Source organism: Saccharothrix syringae (genome assembly GCF_009498035.1).
GTDB classification, from domain to species: domain Bacteria; phylum Actinomycetota; class Actinomycetes; order Mycobacteriales; family Pseudonocardiaceae; genus Actinosynnema; species Actinosynnema syringae.
This window is the reverse complement of sequence record NZ_CP034550.1, coordinates 5715422-5732059: the sequence shown is the minus strand read 5'-3', so window position 1 is coordinate 5732059 and position 16638 is coordinate 5715422. Positions and strand designations below refer to the sequence as shown.

The window sequence follows — 16638 nt, the reverse complement described above, 5'->3', positions numbered from 1 at the left end:
TCTCCTCTCACCCCGCCGCCGGGGCCAGCACGCCCCGGTCGGCCAGGAAGTTCCCGATCCGGTCCACCGCCTCGGCGATCCGCTCGGCGGGCGCGCTGAGCGAGAAGCGGATGTTGCCCTCCCCGCTCGGCCCGAACACGCTGCCGGGGGTGAGCGCCACGTGCGTGCGGTCCAGCAGCTCCGCGGCGAACGCGGCGGAGGTGCCCGTGCCCTCCGGCTGCCGGGTGAAGACGTAGAAGCCGCCGTCCGGCGGGTGGGCGGGTACCAGCCCGAGGCGCGGCAGGTGCCGCAGCAGGACCTCGCGCCGGTGGTCCAGCTCCGCGCGCAGCCGCCGCTGGATGTCGTCGGCGCCGGTCAGCGCGGTGATCGCGGCCCACTGGGTGAAGGTGTTGGTGCCCACGAACAGGTCGGAGTGCAGCCGGGTGACCGCGGCGGCCAGGCGGGGCGGCAGCACGAGCCAGCCCAGCCGCCAGCCGGTCATGGCGTAGGACTTCGAGAAGCTGCCGACCGCGATCGCGTCGTCGGTGACCTCCAGGACGGAGGGCGAGTGCACCCCGCCGGTCTCCAGGCCGTGGTAGACCTCGTCGGCGACCACCAGGGGGCCCAGCTCGGCGAACGCCCGCAGCTCGGCGCGGTCGGCGAGCGCGCCCAGGGGGTTGCTCGGGAAGTTGACCAGGACGGCCCTGGTGCGCGCGGTCAGGTGCGGCCGGACCAGCTCGGCGGTGTGCCGGAAGCCGTTGCGGGCCGATCCCGCGCGCACCGGCACGCCCCGCGCCGCGGTGACGAACGCCGGGTAGGCGGGGTAGCCGGGGTCGGGCAGCACGACCTCGTCGCCGGGGTCCAGCAGCGCCAGGAACAGCTCCAGCAGCGCGGCGGAGGACCCCGCGTTGACCACGACGCGGTCCGGGGTGACCTGCACGCCGTAGCGCCGGGCGTAGTGCTCGGCGATCGCCGAGCGCAGCTCGGGCAGCCCGCTGCTGTGCGAGTAGCGGGTCAGGTCGGCCGCCAGGGCGTCGACGGCCGCCTGCTTCACCGCGACCGGGGTGTCGAGGTCCAGCTCGCCCTTCTCCAGGTGGATCACCGGGTGCCCGGCGCGGTCGAGCCGCCCCGCCTCGTCCACGATGCCCATGCAGGTCCGGCCCGAGCCGGCGGGCGGCGTGCAGCTCATCGCAGCTCACCCGGCCGTCGGGCGACCAGGCAGAAGGACTGGCACATGTCGACCGGCAGCACGTCGGCCACCTCCATGCCCGCCTCGCCGACCATGCGCTCCCACTCCGACCGGGCGGCCAGCCGCTGGTTGGTGTACTCGTGCAGCAGCTCGTACTCCGGGACGAACAGCTGCCGCTCCCGGTGGCGCACGTCCACGGTGCCCGACACCTCGACCATGATCAGCCGCCCGTCCGGGCCGACCAGGTCGGCGATCTGCCGGAGCAGCCCCACGGTGCCCGCGCGGCCCCGCTGGCGCAGCACCTCGTGCAGCAGGAACATCACCGTCACCGAGTCCACGCCGTCGAGCACGTCGGCGGGCAGCGACGCCAGGTCGAAGGCGTCGCCCTGGACGACGGCGACCCGGTCGGCCAGGCCGCGGGCGGCCACGGTCTCCTCGGCCACGGCGCAGGAGCCGGGGTCCCGGTCGACGCCGACGGCCCGCAGGTCCGGGTCCAGCTCGCACATGCGGGTGATCATGCGGGCGCTGCCGCAGCCCAGGTCGAGGACCTTGCGGGCCTTGGCGCCGAGCACCGCGTCGCCGACGGTGCCCATCATCCGGTCCTCCAGCACGGTCAGCCCGCGCACCATCTCCTCGTGGGACCGCGAGACGTCGCGGCCGTAGACGGCCCGGCCGGTGACCAGGTCCTCCAGCCGGGCGAACACCGGTTCGTAGGCGCCGATCATGGTGGACAGGTAGCCGCGGTAGGCCCACGCCTCGTGCGCGCGGGGGGTGAGCCGGAACGAGCCGGTCCCGGTCAGCTCCAGCAGGCCGCGCACGACGAGGTAGTTGAGCAGCGGGCGGACCGCCTCCTCGTCGACCTCCCACTCGGCCGCGATCGCGTCCGGGACCAGCTCGCCGTCCCGGTGCGCGCGGTCGAACAGGCCCAGCCGCCACAGGGCCACCAGGGCCCGCGCGGTGTAGTAGCCCTTGGCCAGGGTGAACACGTCGTCCTCGCCGGTCACCGCGTCGGGTGACCGGACGTCCGTGGTCATGGCGGGGAATCTCCTCGTCGCTCGGGGGTGGGTCACACGAACGGGCGGAACTGGTCCGGGGTCGGCTCGGCGCAGCAGTACCAGGGCTCGGACATCGACGGCGCCGGGCGGCCCGGGGCGTCGCGGTCCAGCCCGGCGGGCAGCGGCCGCGGTTCGCCGTGCGCGAGCGCGGTGGCCAGGTCCCAGACCCGGGCGAAGGACTCGCGGCGGGTGGCCTTCTGGCCCTGGCTCGCCATCACCGAGGCCATGACCTCCTCCTGGAGGCGGTCCACGCGCGGGTCGGGGTTGCGCCACGGGTAGCACAGGGCCGCCTCGTCGAACGGGCCCATGACGGCCCGGACGTCGTCCAGTTCCAGCAGCCGGGAGCCCTCGGGGATGAGCAGCCGGATCGCGTACTGGACGGGTGCGACGTTGTCCACGAGGTCCAGTTCCGCGACGGCCTCCAGCAGGTGCAGGTAGCCGTGCGGCGTGGTCCACGGGGTGAACGCCACGAACGTGGGGTTCATCGCCAGCCCGGCCTCCCGGAAGCGGTGGACGGTGTCGACGAACTCCTGCCGGGTGTGGCGCTTGTCGAAGCGGTCCAGGATCAGCGGGTCGACCGCCTCGACCGCGCTGGTGACGAACAGGCAGCCGGTGTCGCGCAGCTGCGGGATGAGGTCGCGGTGCTTGACCAGGTGCTCGATCTTGATCGTGCAGTCGTAGGTGATGTGCGGGAACTCGGCGTGCAGGGCCCGCACGACGGCCATGCCGTGGGCCGGGCCGTTGAGGAAGTCCGGGTCGCCGAAGGTGATGTGCTCGGCGCCGGCCGCGACCTGCCTGCGGACGTCCTCCAGCACGACGTCGCGCTGCACCACCCGGAAGTGTCCGTTGTAGACGGGCACGACCGGGCAGTGCCGGCACAGGTGCTTGCAGCCGCGGGTGGCCTCCGTGTAGCCGACGACCTTGCGCCCGCCGGTGCCGGTGTCCAGGTGGGCGTAGTCGGCCAGGGCGGGCAGCATCGCCCGGTCGGGCGCGCGGAAGTCCAGGCGCGGCAGCGACACCACGGGTTCGATCTGCAGGTCGATGCGGTGCGCGCGGGGCGCCGGTTCGCCCGCGAGCCTGCGGGCCAGCGCGCACAGGCCCTCCTCGAACTCGCCGCCCAGCACGGTCGCGACGCCCAGCTTGCGCAGGAAGACCTCGTTCACCGGCGCGTAGAGGCCGTAGCAGCAGACGTGGGCCCGGGGGTTGAGCGAGCGGACCTGCTCCAGGATCGGCACGGCCAGCCGGGTCGCGGTGTGCATGGGCAGGTAGACGGCGATCAGCTCGGCGGACCGGATCTCCTCCGCCGGGAGGTCCTGCACCGCCGTGTCCAGCGCGGTGACCTCGGCGCCGAGGTCGCGCAGCCACGTGGCGGGCGAGGCCAGGCCGAAGGGCTGGTGCCCCAGTTCGTAGGTGGAGATCAGCAGCACCGGCAGCGGTCGGGCGAGCCGGGCGGTGCGCCCGGGTGGTGCCGGGGTGGTCGGGTTCACCGGGTACCTCCTGCTCCGGCGGTGCCGTCAGCCGGTGGTGGGGATGTCACGGGGTCATGGCGGAGTAGAGCGCCAGCATCGAGTCGTTGGCCGCGGCCAGCCGCTCGACGTCGTCGGTGAAGCCGCGCAGCGCGGCACCGGGCACCGCGACCAGCATCAGGTGGTCGGGGATGCCGGTGAACGTGCGCATCCCGATGCAGCCCAGCGACGTGGCGGGCCGGCCGCCCTGGAGCGCCAGGGGCAGCGCCGTGCAGCCGGGGCGGCCGCTGACCGTCGCGGGCGGTGCCGTCCACGCCGCGGTGCCGTCCGCCTCGGTCAGCAGCATCGCCTGCTTGGCGTTGACCCACAGCAGCACCACGTCCGGGGTGTCCCCGGCGTCGGCGAGCGGCCCGTAGACGATGCCGCTCGACGCCCGGCCCACCGAGGGGATGGCCGCGGCCTCCTCCGGCGAGAGGTAGCCGCACGCCGCCATCGCCGTGACCACCTCGCCCAGCCGGTCGCCGACCTCGTCGACCGGGAAGCCCATGACCATGGTCCCCACCGGGCACCCGTGGTGGTCGCCCGCCGGCGCGTAGAAGGTGCGCCGCTCCGCTTCCCGCCACATGGCGCAGGCCGAGGGGAGCGGGCGGGCCGGCGGTGGGACGTCGGCCGGCGCGGTGGTGGTGAACCGCAGCGCGACCGGCGGGAAGGTCAGGTCGAGGACGGAGGTGAGGCGGTCGGCGAGTTCTCGCACGGCAACTCCTGTTCACGGCCGGGGGAACGGGCGGGGTGGAAGCGGGTGGGGCGGAAGCGGGTGGGACGGCGGTCGGGTGGGGACGCGCGTTGGGTGCGGGCCGCCCGGCGGGTGCCACGGGCCGAGGTCGTCGGCCGCGGCGATCGCCTCCCGCCACAGCCCGGCGCCGAAGGACGTCGCCTCGCGCAGCGGCACGACCGAGGCGGTCAGGCCGCGCGCCGCCGACCACGCCCTGGCCTGGTCGAGGTCGGTGAAGAAGTTGACCAGCGGGCACCAGGTCGTCACCGGCGGGCCCGTGCCGCGCTCGGGCAGCAGCAGCACCGGTCCGGGCGGGCCGGTGGGCTCTCCGTCGGCGAAGTCCACCGCGACGGGTAGGCCGGTGGGCGTGGTCGAGGTGATCCGGCCGGTGGCGCCGAGCGCGCCGAGGATGCCGACGGCGTCGAGCGCGCACCACGTGTGGTAGGTGCCCCGGTGCAGGTCGAGGCGGTGCCTGGTCGGCACGACGGACAGCCCGAGGCTGCCGGTGACGGCGCCGCGGTCCTCGGTGAGGGTGAGCCGGCCGGAGCCCGCGAGGGCGTCGACGACGCGGCGCACCTCCGCCGCGGTCCGGCCGGCCGGGGTGCCCAGCGCGACGACCGGGACCGGACGGCCGGTGTCGAGCAGGTGGAGGAACGAGCGGGCGCGCACGGCCGCGGTCAGCGCGTCACCGGGTGCGTCCAGCGAGGGCATCGGTGCCACCTCGCCCCCCTCCCCGGCGGCCCGGCCGTACCGCCGTCCGCCCGCTGCCCGGCGCGGTGGCGCCACGGGTCGCGGCGTGCGCGCCGGCGCGGGGACGACCGGCGTCACGGGGACGGGCGGCGGCACCGCCCACCGGGCGTGCGCCATTACCGGCCGGGTGGTGCGTGCGGTGCACCGCGCCATTTCGTGCCGCGCCGCGTCGACGCGCCCGGCCCCGGCGCCTTCACCCGGTTGAGATGTTTTTCATATTGGTGGCGCGGCGTCCGGCGTGTCAATCCCCGAATCGACTCCAACGGGGAAGTCCGCACGCGGTGGAAATCCGACGCGAAGGTGAAATGATTGCGCGCCTTGATCCGCCGTTGCCGCCGGTCACCCGTCCCGTGGAATAGCCCGGTCGTTCACCGTACTTGTGCGGAAGCCGGCGCGACGGATTTCGATCACCGGAGCAGGCGGCCGGGGACGCATTCGTGGTCCACTGGGATGCGGTACGCGCGCACGTACCGCTCCGGGCTCTCGTGGAATTCTCCCGACCAGCGGCGCAGGCATTGTTCGGCGAACGTCGTACCGGTCGCGGCGACCTCCTCCAGCGGCTCCAGCAGGGCGGTCGCCGACGGGTGCTCCAGCCCCCGGTCGACCCGGGCCGCCAGCCCCCGCCGGGCCAGCCGCAGCAGCTCGGCGGCGACCTCGGCGACCGGCGTGCCGGCGAGCCGCGCCCGCAGCCCCCGCGCCGCGACGTCGTCGACCAGCGCCCGGTGGTCGGCGGCGGTGTGGCGGCGCAGCAGCTCCCAGGCGTCCGCGCACGAGGAGGCGTCGTAGGTCAACCCGACCCAGAACGCGGGCACCGCGCCCAGGGCCGCGTGCGGCGGACCGTCGACGGCGCGCAGTTCGAGTGTCCGCCGCAGGCGCACGTCGGTCCAGATCTGGGACAGGTGCAGCAGCCAGTCCGCCAGGTCCGGCGCGGTGCCGTCGCCGAAGCCCTCGTCCAGGAGCACGGCGAACGGGCGGTCCGGCGCGGGCACGTACCGCCCGGCGCGGTCCCGCCGGTAGATCATGCGCAGGGCCAGCGCCCAGTCGACGAAGTCCGCCGCGGTGAACCCCTCGGCCAGCGCGGGCGCCAGCACGCCGGTGCGCCGCGGGTCGTGCCGGGTCCAGTACCGCATGCGCCGGGACAGCAGGCCGGTCGGGCGGCCCGCCTCCAGCGGCGAGTTCACGAACAGCGCGGCGGCGGCCGTCGACGCGGCGACCTGGGCGCGGAGCTTGCGGGCGAGGTCGGCCGGACCGGTGTAGTCGAGGGTGACCTGGGTGGAGAGGGTCAGCGCCATCACGTGCGGCCCCCACGCGCCGCCGGCGCCGATGCGGGCGAGGTGGTCCCGGACGATCTCGCTGTGCGGCTTCGGGGCCCACTTGGCGCCCGAGATGCCGGTGAACGGGTAGTTGGCGCCGGGCACGAGGGCGATGCCCACCCGCGCCGCGCACCCGGCGAGTGCCGCCAGGTCCCGGCGGGTCCGGTCCAGCAGCGTCACCAGGTCCCCGTGCGGCGCCGACCCGTACTCCACCGCGCCGCCCGGTTCGAGCGTGATCTGCGCGCCGTCGTCCCTGGTCAGCGCCACCAGGTCGGCGCCGTGGCGCACCGGGTGCCACCCGCCCACGCCCAGCACCGCGTCGAGCAGCGCCCGGACGCCGCGCTCCCCGTGGTAGGGGCGGGAGTCCCCGGTCACCGGGTCGACCGCCGCGATCTCGGTCTCCAGGCCCACCCGCTCCGCGGCGCCCGGCGGCTTGGCGAAGACCCCTTCCAGGTCCCGCCGTTCGACGGGGGCGGTCGAACCGGGCACCGCGATCCCTCCGATCACACCGTCGCACGGGCGTGCACTCGCGCGGAGACTACGCCCGCGCCGCCCGCGAAATCGCGGTCGTCACCCGAAAAAATTCCATCACCCACCCATCCGATGAGTGCGGCGTCACAGCCGGCACCCGACTTTCGGACGTGTCGGCCGCTCCCGCGCATTACCTAGCTTTTCGGTGCCATCCAACAGATGAGGGGGAACACGAGGATGACGAGCAGGGTGAAACGGCTCGCCACGGCACTGGGATCCGTCCTGGTGGCCGCGTCCGGCCTGGTCGCGACGGCCCCCGCCGCGTCGGCCGCCGGGCTGACCGAATTCCACGAGCAGGACGTCACCTGGTCCGCGTGCGGCGAGTCCGGCGCGTTGCAGTGCGCCACCGTCGTGGTCCCGCTGAACTACCGGAAACCGAACGCCGAGCGGTTGCGGGTCGCCATCAGCAAGCTGCCCGCGAAGAACCCGGCGAAACGCCGCGGCGTGCTGCTGCTCAACCCCGGCGGCCCCGGCGGTGCCGGGCTGGACATGCCGGAGTTCTTCGCCGGCAACCGGATCGCCGAGACCTACGACCTGATCGGCTTCGACCCGCGCGGGGTGGGGGAGTCCAGCCCGCTGGAGTGCGAGGCGTCCCCCGAGATCGGCACGCTGACCAGCAGGCCGACCGACGCCCAGTTCGCGGACTGGACCGCCACCGCGCGCGCCGCCGAGGCGGCCTGCGCGCGGGCCGCGGGCGGCATCCGGCCCTACGTCAACACCCCCAACACCGCCCGCGACATGGACGTCATCCGGGCCGTGCTGGGCGAGCAGAAGATCAACTACCTGGGCTTCTCCTACGGCACCTACCTCGGCGCGGTCTACGGGACCCTGTTCCCCGCCAGGCTCGACCGCAACGTGCTGGACTCGTCGGTGCACCCGGAGTGGATCTGGCGCGAGCAGTTCAAGGCGCAGTCGCGGGCCATCCGCGACAACGTCGACGCCTTCTTCGCCTGGGTCGCCGAGCGCGACAGCCGCTACGGCTTCGGCACCACGGCCGCGGAGGTGTTCGCCACCAGCGAGGAGCTGTCGGCCAGGCTCGCGGTCCAGCCGTGGCAGGGCTTCGTCGACCAGACCACCTGGGACGTCGTGGTCGGCTCCAACGCCCGGTACCGCGAGATCTGGGACCTGCTGGCCGAGGACATCGCCGCGATCCGGCGCGACGTGCTCGGCGAGCAGGTCGCGCCCGAGGTCGTCGCGGACGTGGTCGAGGCCACCAGGGCGCTGCGCGACCTGGGCATCGCCCAGACCGTGCCGGGCGTGTTCCAGACCGTCACCTGCGAGGCCGACTGGCCCGCGGACCTCAACACCTACTACGCCGACATGCGGCGGTACCGGGTCGACTACCCGTACGGGTTCGGCGTGCTGCGCGCCGCGCCGACCGAGTGCACGTTCCGCAGCTTCAAGCCGGCCGACAAGGTCACCGACCTCAAGCGGACCCGGTACCCGGTCGGCCTGGTGATCCAGGCCGAGTTCGACCCGCAGACCCACTACGACGGCGGGCCGGCCATGGCGGCCAGGCTCGACGACGCGCTGGTCTCGGTGTCCGACGAGGGCACGCACGGCCTGTACTCGCGCAACGCCTGCGTGACCGAGCTGGTCGACCGCTACCTGGTCGACGGGGTGCTGCCGGGCAGCCGCGCGGTGTGCCCCGGCGCGCCGCGGCCGGACGTCCCGGCCGACGACGAGGCCGCCGTGACGGCCCAGGCCGAGGGTTCGGCGGGCCTGGAGGAGCAGGTCCTGGCCTTCATCAAGGAGAAGAAGTTCGGCGGTCCGGGCTTCTGACGCCGGGCGGGGGTGGTCCCGGTTCTCCGGGGCCACCCCCGCGTCACCGGCCGGATCGCGGGTACACCCACGCCGTGGGCACCACACCTTCGGTCGCGGCCTCCAGCCAGTGGCTGGACGAGGACGGCGTGCGGCAGCCGTCCGGCGACGTGCACGCCTGGGCGCCGGGGACCAACCAGACCCTGTGCGGGCTGGCGCTCAGCCGCAGCAGGTTGGCCAGGTTCAGCCACGTGAGCTGGGCGGACGCCCAGTGGCTCGAACAGACCTCGGGGCAGGGGCTGTGGCTGTGCCCGCGCTGCACGGCCGCCACCACGCCGCGCGCCCAGCGCGGGCGCCGGTGGACGCGCGACCGGCCGCGCCCCTGAACGTCCGGTGAGCTTTGAAGTGGGCTTGCGTGCTCGCGCGGGCGGGGTCGGGGCCCGCCCGCGCGAGGTCGGGGGTCGACGCCTCAGGCGGCGTCGAACTGCTCGGCGATGAACGCCGCGGCGGCGGGCACGCTGCCGTCGCGCGGGTAGCTCAGGTGGCCGGAGCCGGTCCAGGTGCCGGTGCCGCCGCAGATCCAGTCGCCCCGGTTGCAGAACTCCAGGCTCTTGGGCCCGTAGGTCGGGCTGGCGTCCTTGATGGTCCGGCCGCCGGACATGCCCAGCGGGTTGCCGAACGCGACGACGGCCACGACGCGGTCCGCGAGGTCGGCCGGGATGGTCTCGCCGGTGCCCAGGACGGTGCGGATGCCGATGGCGATGTCGGTGACGCTGGCGCCCTGCGAGTAGCCGCCGAGCGCGAACCTCGTGCCCGGGCACGCGGCCGCGGTGGCCTTGACGTGCCGGGTCATGTCGGTCGCGCCGGGACCGGCGCTGCTCTGGTCGGAACTGGCGGCGTAGTCCACGGCGTAGGAGGCGACGGTCGCGCCGGGCAGGCCGGACTTCACGGCCGAGACCAGCGGGGTGCCGGCCGAGCCGAGGCCGGCGGGTTCGCCGGTGGCGCGGGCGAAGACCACCTCCAGGTCGGCGCAGCCGGCGGCGGCGGAGGCCGCGGGTGCCGGTACCGAGGTGAGCGCGATGGCGAGGCAACCGAGCAGTGATCGCAGTGGGAACACGGTGTTCGCTCCCGAGTGGAGAAGGTGGACGGTCACCAGCAGTGAACGCCCCACCCTCCACTCGGGACTAGTGACGAGCGGCGAATTTCACGACTTTTTTCTGTGGGCCGCGCACAGTATCGCCCCGGTCGATCCCCGTCATCCACGGCGGTGATACCGGCGAGCCGGAGGCCGCCACGCGGAACAGGTTCGGGTCACCGGACGTGTTCACGGTGGACCGTCCACCGTGGTCGCCTCAGGAGCGGCCCGGCGCGGCCGTCTGACCGGCCTGCCCGTGGCGCAACGGCATGTTCGGGTCCGGCGAGGTCGCCGGTGTCACGGGTGAGCCGCCGGGCGTCGAGGCGACCCCCGGCGCGTTGCGCGGGTCGCCGCCGGACGGCCGGGCGCCACCGTCCAGCTCGGCCAGCCGCGCGGTCAGCACCTCCACGACCGGCACCCGGTCGCCGTGCTCCCGCTCGTGCTCCAGCACCCGCCCCAGCTCCTCCCGGCTCAGCGAGCGGACCCGGTGGCGCAGGTCGCCGAGGGGCAGTTGGTCGTAGTCGGGGATCGGCAGGTCGTTGCTCATGCCCGGCGGCTACCCGGCCGTTCCCCGGTCAAACGAATCGATCACCTTTCCCGGTGGCCGACTCGAGCGGGTGATCCGCGGACCGGATGCCACCCACTCGGGGACTCGGTATCAGGGGCGCGCTGTCAGCACGGCTGGATGACGCCGTGGAAAGCGACATTGCCGTAATAGATCCAGCCCAGCCTCCCCTCGGGATAGGCGCTGACGTAGAACCACGTGTTGCCGTAATCGTTGTTGTAGTAGCAATACACAGTCATCGGCCAACCACGCTGCAGGGATGCCCTGGAGCCGCACTCGGCGTAGGGGCCAGATCGCAGGGGCGCACTCGCGACGTTGACCTCTGCCGAACCCCACCACCCGGCGTAGTCGTCGGGGTCCGGCGACCACACCAGGCGACACGCCTGAGCGACCGCGTTACCCGACGGCTCCGCCGACACCTCGGCGGCGGAAGTCGCGAGCAGCGCGGCGGCGGACAGGAGTGCCAATGCCAGTCGCTTCAACTTATCCTCCCTTTGCGGTGCTTCGAAAAATTTTCCGTGAAAGCGTGTCCTGGTGTCGCGTATTGTTCCCGGCGGAACCTGAGGCGATCCTGGGACAGCCTGAAGCAGTTTTCAGGACGCCTTGGGCGCGACGCTGCCGGCAGCCCGGCGCCCACGCCCGCCGGTACCCGGCCGTGCGCCCGGGATGCCCGCCGCCCCCATCCCGGTCGGCCTGGCCCGCGCTGGACGGCAGGGGGCGTCGCGGCGGGCATGGAGACGGCGCCGCCTCGTCAACACAGGGTGAAGACGGGCGCCACGAGATGCGGTGGACTCCGAGATGCGGTCGTATCACCGTGTGTCGATGCTCAGATAGGGTGAATATGTCGGTAATGTCCGTTTAGCCGCTCGAACTGGTCAGGAAGCGAGGAAACCGCGTGGAGATCAACACCCTCACCTGGGTCGTCACCGTGGGGCTGATCGTGGCGTTGCTCGCGGTCGACCTGGTGCTCGCGGCGGTCCGGCCGCACAAGGTGGGGTTCGGCGAGGCCACCGCGTGGTCGGTGTTCTACGTGCTCGTGGCCGTCGCCTTCGGCGTGTGGGTGGTCCTCGCCCACGGCGGCGAGTTCGGCACCGAGTACTTCACGGGCTACCTCGTCGAGAAGAGCCTGTCGGTCGACAACCTGTTCGTCTTCGTGATCATCATGACCACGTTCGCCGTGCCCGAGGAGCACCAGCACAAGGTGCTCACCTTCGGCATCGTGCTGGCGCTGGTCATGCGCGTGATCTTCATCGCGCTCGGCGCGACCCTGCTGTCGCTGTTCTCGTTCATGTTCCTGGTGTTCGGCCTGCTGCTGATCTTCACCGCCGTGCAGCTGTTCCGGCACCGCGACGAGGACCCGGACGTCGAGAACAACGCCGTGGTCCGCACCGCCCGCCGGGTCCTGCCGCTGTCCACCGAGTACGACGGCGGCAAGCTGGTCACCCACGTCGACGGCCGCAAGGTCGCCACGCCGCTGGTCGTGGTGCTGGTCGCCATCGGTGGCATCGACCTGCTGTTCGCGCTGGACTCCATCCCGGCCGTCTTCGGCGTGACCCAGGAGGCGTTCCTGGTCTTCGCCGCCAACGCCTTCGCGCTGCTCGGCCTGCGTGCGCTGTTCTTCCTGGTCAAGGGGCTGCTCGACCGGCTGGTGTACCTGTCGACGGGCTTGGCGGTCATCCTGGCGTTCATCGGCGTCAAGCTGATCCTGCACTGGGCGCACGAGGACCTGTCCCCGAGCGTGCCCGAGATCCCCACCCTGCTCAGCCTCGGCGTGATCCTGGGCATCCTCGTCGTGGTGACCGTGGCGAGCCTGCTCAAGACCCGCCGCGACCCCGGCGCCAAGGCCCACCCGGGCTCGCTGCGCGCCACTCGCGCCAAGGAGGGGGAGCCCGAGGGCCGGTGAGTGATCAGTTCTGAATGAGCCGGCGTGCCGCCTGACCGCGACGACGTCACGCACGGCTCCGGCCTGGGCGAAGTCCGCCGGCCGGTCGAACGCGCCCTCACCTGGCCCAAGGGCTTTCGCCGACTCCGCGGCCTGCGAGAACTCGTTCCGAACCGATCACCAGAGCCCTCCGGTGCCCGCCGTGGGTGCCCGACCGTTATTCGATCGCTATGACCGCACCCGCTGCGGCAGCATGGCCGGTCCCGAGGTCGGACACCCACTGGAGGGAGAGGGATGACCGCGCCCGGTGCACGTGGCGACGCGGCAGAACCGGACCGAGAACAACCACCCACGAGAAAATCCGCAGTGCTGCTGGCCCTGCGCTACTACGGCAGGGAGGTCGTCCGCCAGAAGAGGATCGCGATACCCGCGCTCCTGCTGCCCGCGCTGGGCAACACCTTCCTGCACTACCTGCTGCCCCTGGTCGTCGGCGCGCTCGCCGGGCGGCTCGCCGAGGGGGCGCCGGCGAACTTCACCACCGTCCTGCCCTACGCGCTCGGCTTCACCGGCCTGGCGCTGGCGGCCGAGGTCCTGTGGCGGATCGCGGTGCACTGCCTCAACCGCACCGACGCCCGCGGCATCGAGAGCCTGTCCGTGCGGGGCATGGACGCGTTGCTGGGCAAGGACGCGGCGTTCTTCCACGACAACTTCGCCGGCTCCCTCACCAAGCGGGTGCTGAGCTTCGCGTCGCGGTTCGAGCAGTTCATCGACGTGCTGGCGTTCTCCGTCGTCGCCAACGTCGTGCCGCTGCTGTTCGCCTCGGTGGTGCTGTGGCGCTACAACCCGGTGCTGGTGCTCGTCCTGGTGGGCCTGATCGCGTTCACCGGCCTGGTCTCGGTGCCGCTGATCCGGCGCCGCCAGGAGCTGGTCGACGAGCGGGAGGCGACTATCGCCAGGGTATCCGGCCGCGTCGCCGACACCCTGACCAACATGGACGCGGTGCGGGCCTTCGCGGCCGAGCGGCGCGAGAGCGCCGAGCACCGCGAGCGCGCCGCCGGGCAGCGGGCGATCACGATCCGGTCCTGGGACTACGCGAACCTCCGCATCGACACGTTCATCGCGCCGATGTCCGTGCTCACCAACGCCCTGGGACTGCTGGTGGCGGTCGGCCTCAGCGGCGGGACGCTGGGCGTGGAGGCGGTCGTGGTGACCTTCGCGTACTTCACCAACGCGACCCGGATCATGTTCGAGTTCAACCACATCTACCGGCGCCTGGAGAGCGCGCTGACCGAGGCCGCGCAGTTCACCGAGCTGCTGATGGTGCCGTCGCGGGTCGTCGACCCGGTCGACCCGGAACCGCTGCGCCCCGCCGGCGCGGAGGTCCGCTTCGAGGACGTGACCTTCGCCCACGCCGGCGCGCCACCGCTGTTCACCGGCCTGGACCTGACCGTGCCCGGCGGCACGAGGATCGGCCTGGTCGGCCGCTCCGGCGGCGGCAAGAGCACCCTGACCCGCCTGCTGCTGCGGCTGATGGACGTCCAGGGCGGCCGGGTCCTGGTGGGCGGGCAGGACGTCACCCGGCTGCGGCAGGCGGACCTGCGCAGCCTGATGGCATACGTGCCGCAGGACCCGGCGATGTTCCACCGGACCCTGTGGGAGAACATCGCCTTCGCCCGGCCCGACGCCACCGACGCCGAGATCCGCCGCGCGGCGCGGGCCGCGCACGTCACCGAGTTCGCCGAGGCCCTGCCGCGCGGGTTCGACACGCTGGTGGGCGAGCGGGGCGTCAAGCTGTCCGGCGGTCAGCGCCAGCGGGTGGCGCTGGCGCGCGCCATCCTGCGCGACGCGCCGATCCTGCTGCTCGACGAGGCGACCAGCGCGCTGGACTCGGAGAGCGAGGTCCTGGTGCAGGAGGCGCTGTGGGAGCTGATGGAAGGCCGCACCGCGCTCGTGGTGGCCCACCGGTTGAGCACCGTGGTGCGGATGGACCGGCTCGTCGTGCTCGACCGGGGGCGGATCGTCGAGCAGGGGACGCACGACGAGCTGTTGCGGGCGCAGGGCACGTACGCGCGGCTGTGGCGGCACCAGTCGGGCGGGTTCCTGGACGACAACGAGGTTGATTTGTCCACTGTGGACTCGAAGTAGGTGGCTATCGGGAGGTGGGGCGGCCGTGCCGCGCGGTCGGCCCACCTCCCGCCGGTGCCGCTTGCCGCACACCGCCAAGCCACCGCCCCGCGCTGCCGCCCGCCCGCCCAACCGAACCGATCAGTCGCCCCTGATCAGTCGTTCCTGTGCAGGTCGGCTCCGTGCAGGTCGGCCTCGGGGAGGTCGGCCCGGTGCCGGAGATCCGTCAGCGCCAGAACCTGCCCCGCGGTGCTGCCCGTGGGCGCGACCAGCTCCGCGTCCAGCTCCGCGGTCACCTCGTGCAGCAACCGGACCCCGGCACTGGCCAGGTGCGTCACCCGGGTCAGGTCCACCACCAGCGGCCGGGGGCCGCCGCGGCCGGCGTCGAGCAGGGCGGCGCCGAGCGCGTCCACGGTGTGCGCGTCGACCGGTCCGCTCACCGTCAGCACCGGGCGGGGCTCGCGCCGCAGGTCGGTGACCAGCTCGTCCACCCGACGGCCCGTCCGTCGCGGCGGGTGCTCCAGGTGCGGCGCGCGGGTCAGCCGGAACAGCAGCCGCACGGTGGTCCCGTCCTCGGTCGGCGTCACCTGGACCGCCTCGGCGAAGTGCCGCATCAGCGCCAGCCCGCGACCGCGCCCACCCGGCGCCCCCGGCGGCCGCCACCGGCCGCGGTCGGTCACGACCAGCTCGGCCACGCCCTCGTCGGACAGGGTCGCGTCGACCAGCACCTCGCCCCGCCCGTCGCCGTAGGCGTGCTCGACGGCGTTGGTGACCGCCTCGCCGACCCCGTGCTGCACGGTGAACGCGGTGCCGTCGTCGACGTCCAGCGCCGCGAGCCAGTCCGCCACCCCGTGCCGCAGCCACGTCAGCGCGGCCGCCTTCGCGGGCAGCACCAGGTGCAGCGGCGGGTGGGGCCGCGCCGGGCGCTGGGCGACGAGCACGGTGACGTCGTCGTCGTAGCCGAGCCACCCCATCCGCTCGACCGCGGCCACGCACAGCCGGTCGGCCGGGTTGCGGGGCAGGGTGCCCGCCTCGTCGGTCGCGGCGGCGGTGGCCTCGGCGAGCGCGGCCAGGCCCGCGGCCAGCGGTCGGCCGGGCCGCTCGACCAGGCCGTCGGAGTACAGCAGCAGCGCGTCACCGGGGGCGAGCCGGTCGCGCCACACCGCGTGCCCGGCCCGGCCGACGCCCAGCGGGGCGTCCGGCTCGCCCTGCCCGGGGAACCGCGTGGTGCCGCCGGCGGTGACCACCAGCGCGGGCGGGTGGCCCCGGTTCACGCCGGTCAGCGCGCCGGTCGCGGTGTCCAGCTCCACCGCGCACACGGTGGCCGCGCGGGTCGCGGGCAGGCGCGCGGCAAAGGCGTCGAGCTGCGCCACCGCGTCCGCCACCGTCGCGCCGGACCACAGCGCGTGCAGCGCGACCGTGCGCAACTGCCCCATCGCGGCGGCGGCCGCGGGACCGTGGCCGACCACGTCGCCGACCAGCAGCGCGACCCGTCCGCCGGGCAGCGGCACCGCGTCGAACCAGTCGCCGCCGGAGGCGTGCTCGTCGCCCGCGACCACGTACCGGGCGGCCAGCCGGACCCCCGGCAGCACCGGGAGGGTCGCGGGCAGCAGGGCGCTCTGCAGGGCGTGCACGAGGTCCTGCGCGGCCTGGCAGCGCTCCTCGGCCCGCCGCCGCGCGAGCACCTGGCCGGTCACCTCCACCACGTGCGCCACCACGCCGGTGACCTCGCCGCCCCCGTCGCGCCAGGGCAGGCAGGTGAAGGTGAAGAAGCCCTCCTCCGGCCGCCCGTCGCCGTCCCGGTCGACGAGCACCCGCCGCTCGTCGCCGACCACCACCTGGGCCCGGGAGTAGCACTGCTCGATCAGGTCGAAGACCTGCTGCCCGGCCACCTCCGGCACGCTCTCGCGCACCGGGCGGCCGACGAGCCCCGGCCGGTCGCCGACGCTGGCGCGCGCCGCGCGGTTGGCGGCGACCACGACCAGGTCGGGTCCCCGGAACGCCCACACCACGGCGGGCAGCTCCTCGAAGCAGGCGACGACGGCAGCCGGATCGCCCGCCACCGGGGCCACCGGGGGAGTGGGCGCGGGTGGGGAGTCGGAGGTCATGATCGCCC

General features: G+C 73.8%; 14 protein-coding genes. 4 read left to right on the top strand and 10 right to left on the bottom strand.

The window, feature by feature from the left end:
• Positions 1-7: 7 nt before the first annotated feature.
• The 6 genes from EKG83_RS24685 to EKG83_RS24660 all read right to left on the bottom strand — a co-directional run bounded on the left by EKG83_RS24685 (position 8) and on the right by EKG83_RS24660 (position 7013).
• Positions 8-1168, bottom strand: coding sequence for a pyridoxal phosphate-dependent aminotransferase (locus tag EKG83_RS24685; protein WP_063741372.1), 1161 nt, complete (start codon positions 1166-1168; stop codon positions 8-10).
• Positions 1165-2202 (bottom strand): SAM-dependent methyltransferase, encoded by a 1038-nt coding sequence (locus EKG83_RS24680; protein ID WP_033432421.1) that lies wholly within the window; start codon positions 2200-2202, stop codon positions 1165-1167. The genes EKG83_RS24685 and EKG83_RS24680 overlap by 4 nt, the downstream gene beginning before the upstream one ends.
• Before the next feature lie 32 nt (positions 2203-2234).
• A complete protein-coding gene (locus EKG83_RS24675) occupies positions 2235-3656 on the bottom strand; it encodes a CUAEP/CCAEP-tail radical SAM (seleno)protein (RefSeq protein ID WP_033432459.1) in 1422 nt (473 codons plus the stop codon).
• Between the two features lie 100 nt (positions 3657-3756).
• Positions 3757-4443 (bottom strand): DUF169 domain-containing protein, encoded by a 687-nt coding sequence (locus EKG83_RS24670; RefSeq protein ID WP_033432422.1) that lies wholly within the window; start codon positions 4441-4443, stop codon positions 3757-3759.
• Positions 4444-4455: 12 nt separating this feature from the next.
• Positions 4456-5172, bottom strand: coding sequence for an organomercurial lyase (gene merB / locus EKG83_RS24665; RefSeq protein ID WP_170191876.1), 717 nt, complete (start codon positions 5170-5172; stop codon positions 4456-4458).
• 446 nt (positions 5173-5618) lie between these two features.
• Entirely contained in the window at positions 5619-7013 is a 1395-nt protein-coding gene (locus EKG83_RS24660) for a glutamate-cysteine ligase family protein (protein WP_051766259.1), read from the bottom strand.
• A 219-nt stretch (positions 7014-7232) separates the two neighbouring features.
• On the opposite strand from EKG83_RS24660, the gene EKG83_RS24655 reads away from it, so the two are divergent.
• Both EKG83_RS24655 and EKG83_RS24650 read left to right on the top strand, forming a co-directional pair.
• The gene (locus EKG83_RS24655) at positions 7233-8837 is read left to right on the top strand and encodes an alpha/beta fold hydrolase (RefSeq protein WP_084716678.1); all 1605 of its coding nucleotides are present in this window, start codon (positions 7233-7235) and stop codon (positions 8835-8837) included.
• Positions 8838-8911: 74 nt separating this feature from the next.
• Positions 8912-9202 carry a hypothetical protein gene (locus EKG83_RS24650; protein WP_033432424.1) on the top strand — a complete coding sequence of 97 codons (291 nt, stop codon included), beginning with the start codon at positions 8912-8914 and terminating at the stop codon, positions 9200-9202.
• Between the two features lie 83 nt (positions 9203-9285).
• On the opposite strand, the gene EKG83_RS24645 is transcribed toward EKG83_RS24650, so the two are convergent.
• From EKG83_RS24645 to EKG83_RS24635, 3 genes are all read right to left on the bottom strand, one after another.
• Entirely contained in the window at positions 9286-9933 is a 648-nt protein-coding gene (locus EKG83_RS24645) for a cutinase family protein (protein WP_033432425.1), read from the bottom strand.
• A 235-nt stretch (positions 9934-10168) separates the two neighbouring features.
• On the bottom strand, positions 10169-10498 hold the full coding sequence (locus EKG83_RS24640) for a hypothetical protein (protein WP_033432426.1): 330 nt from the start codon (positions 10496-10498) through the stop codon (positions 10169-10171).
• Positions 10499-10623: 125 nt separating this feature from the next.
• Positions 10624-10998: a hypothetical protein gene (locus EKG83_RS24635; protein ID WP_153278350.1), complete on the bottom strand. Its 375-nt coding sequence runs from the start codon at positions 10996-10998 to the stop codon at positions 10624-10626.
• Positions 10999-11411: 413 nt separating this feature from the next.
• Between EKG83_RS24635 and EKG83_RS24630 the strand changes: the two genes are divergently transcribed.
• Both EKG83_RS24630 and EKG83_RS24625 read left to right on the top strand, forming a co-directional pair.
• Complete coding sequence (locus EKG83_RS24630) at positions 11412-12419, top strand: TerC family protein (protein ID WP_033432427.1); 1008 nt, start codon at positions 11412-11414, stop codon at positions 12417-12419.
• 345 nt (positions 12420-12764) lie between these two features.
• A complete protein-coding gene (locus EKG83_RS24625; RefSeq protein ID WP_033432428.1) occupies positions 12765-14543 on the top strand; it encodes an ABC transporter ATP-binding protein in 1779 nt (592 codons plus the stop codon).
• A 134-nt stretch (positions 14544-14677) separates the two neighbouring features.
• Here the strand turns inward: EKG83_RS24625 and EKG83_RS24620 are convergent, their stop codons facing one another.
• A complete protein-coding gene (locus EKG83_RS24620) occupies positions 14678-16630 on the bottom strand; it encodes a SpoIIE family protein phosphatase (RefSeq protein WP_063741373.1) in 1953 nt (650 codons plus the stop codon).
• Between the last annotated feature and the right edge of the window lie 8 nt (positions 16631-16638).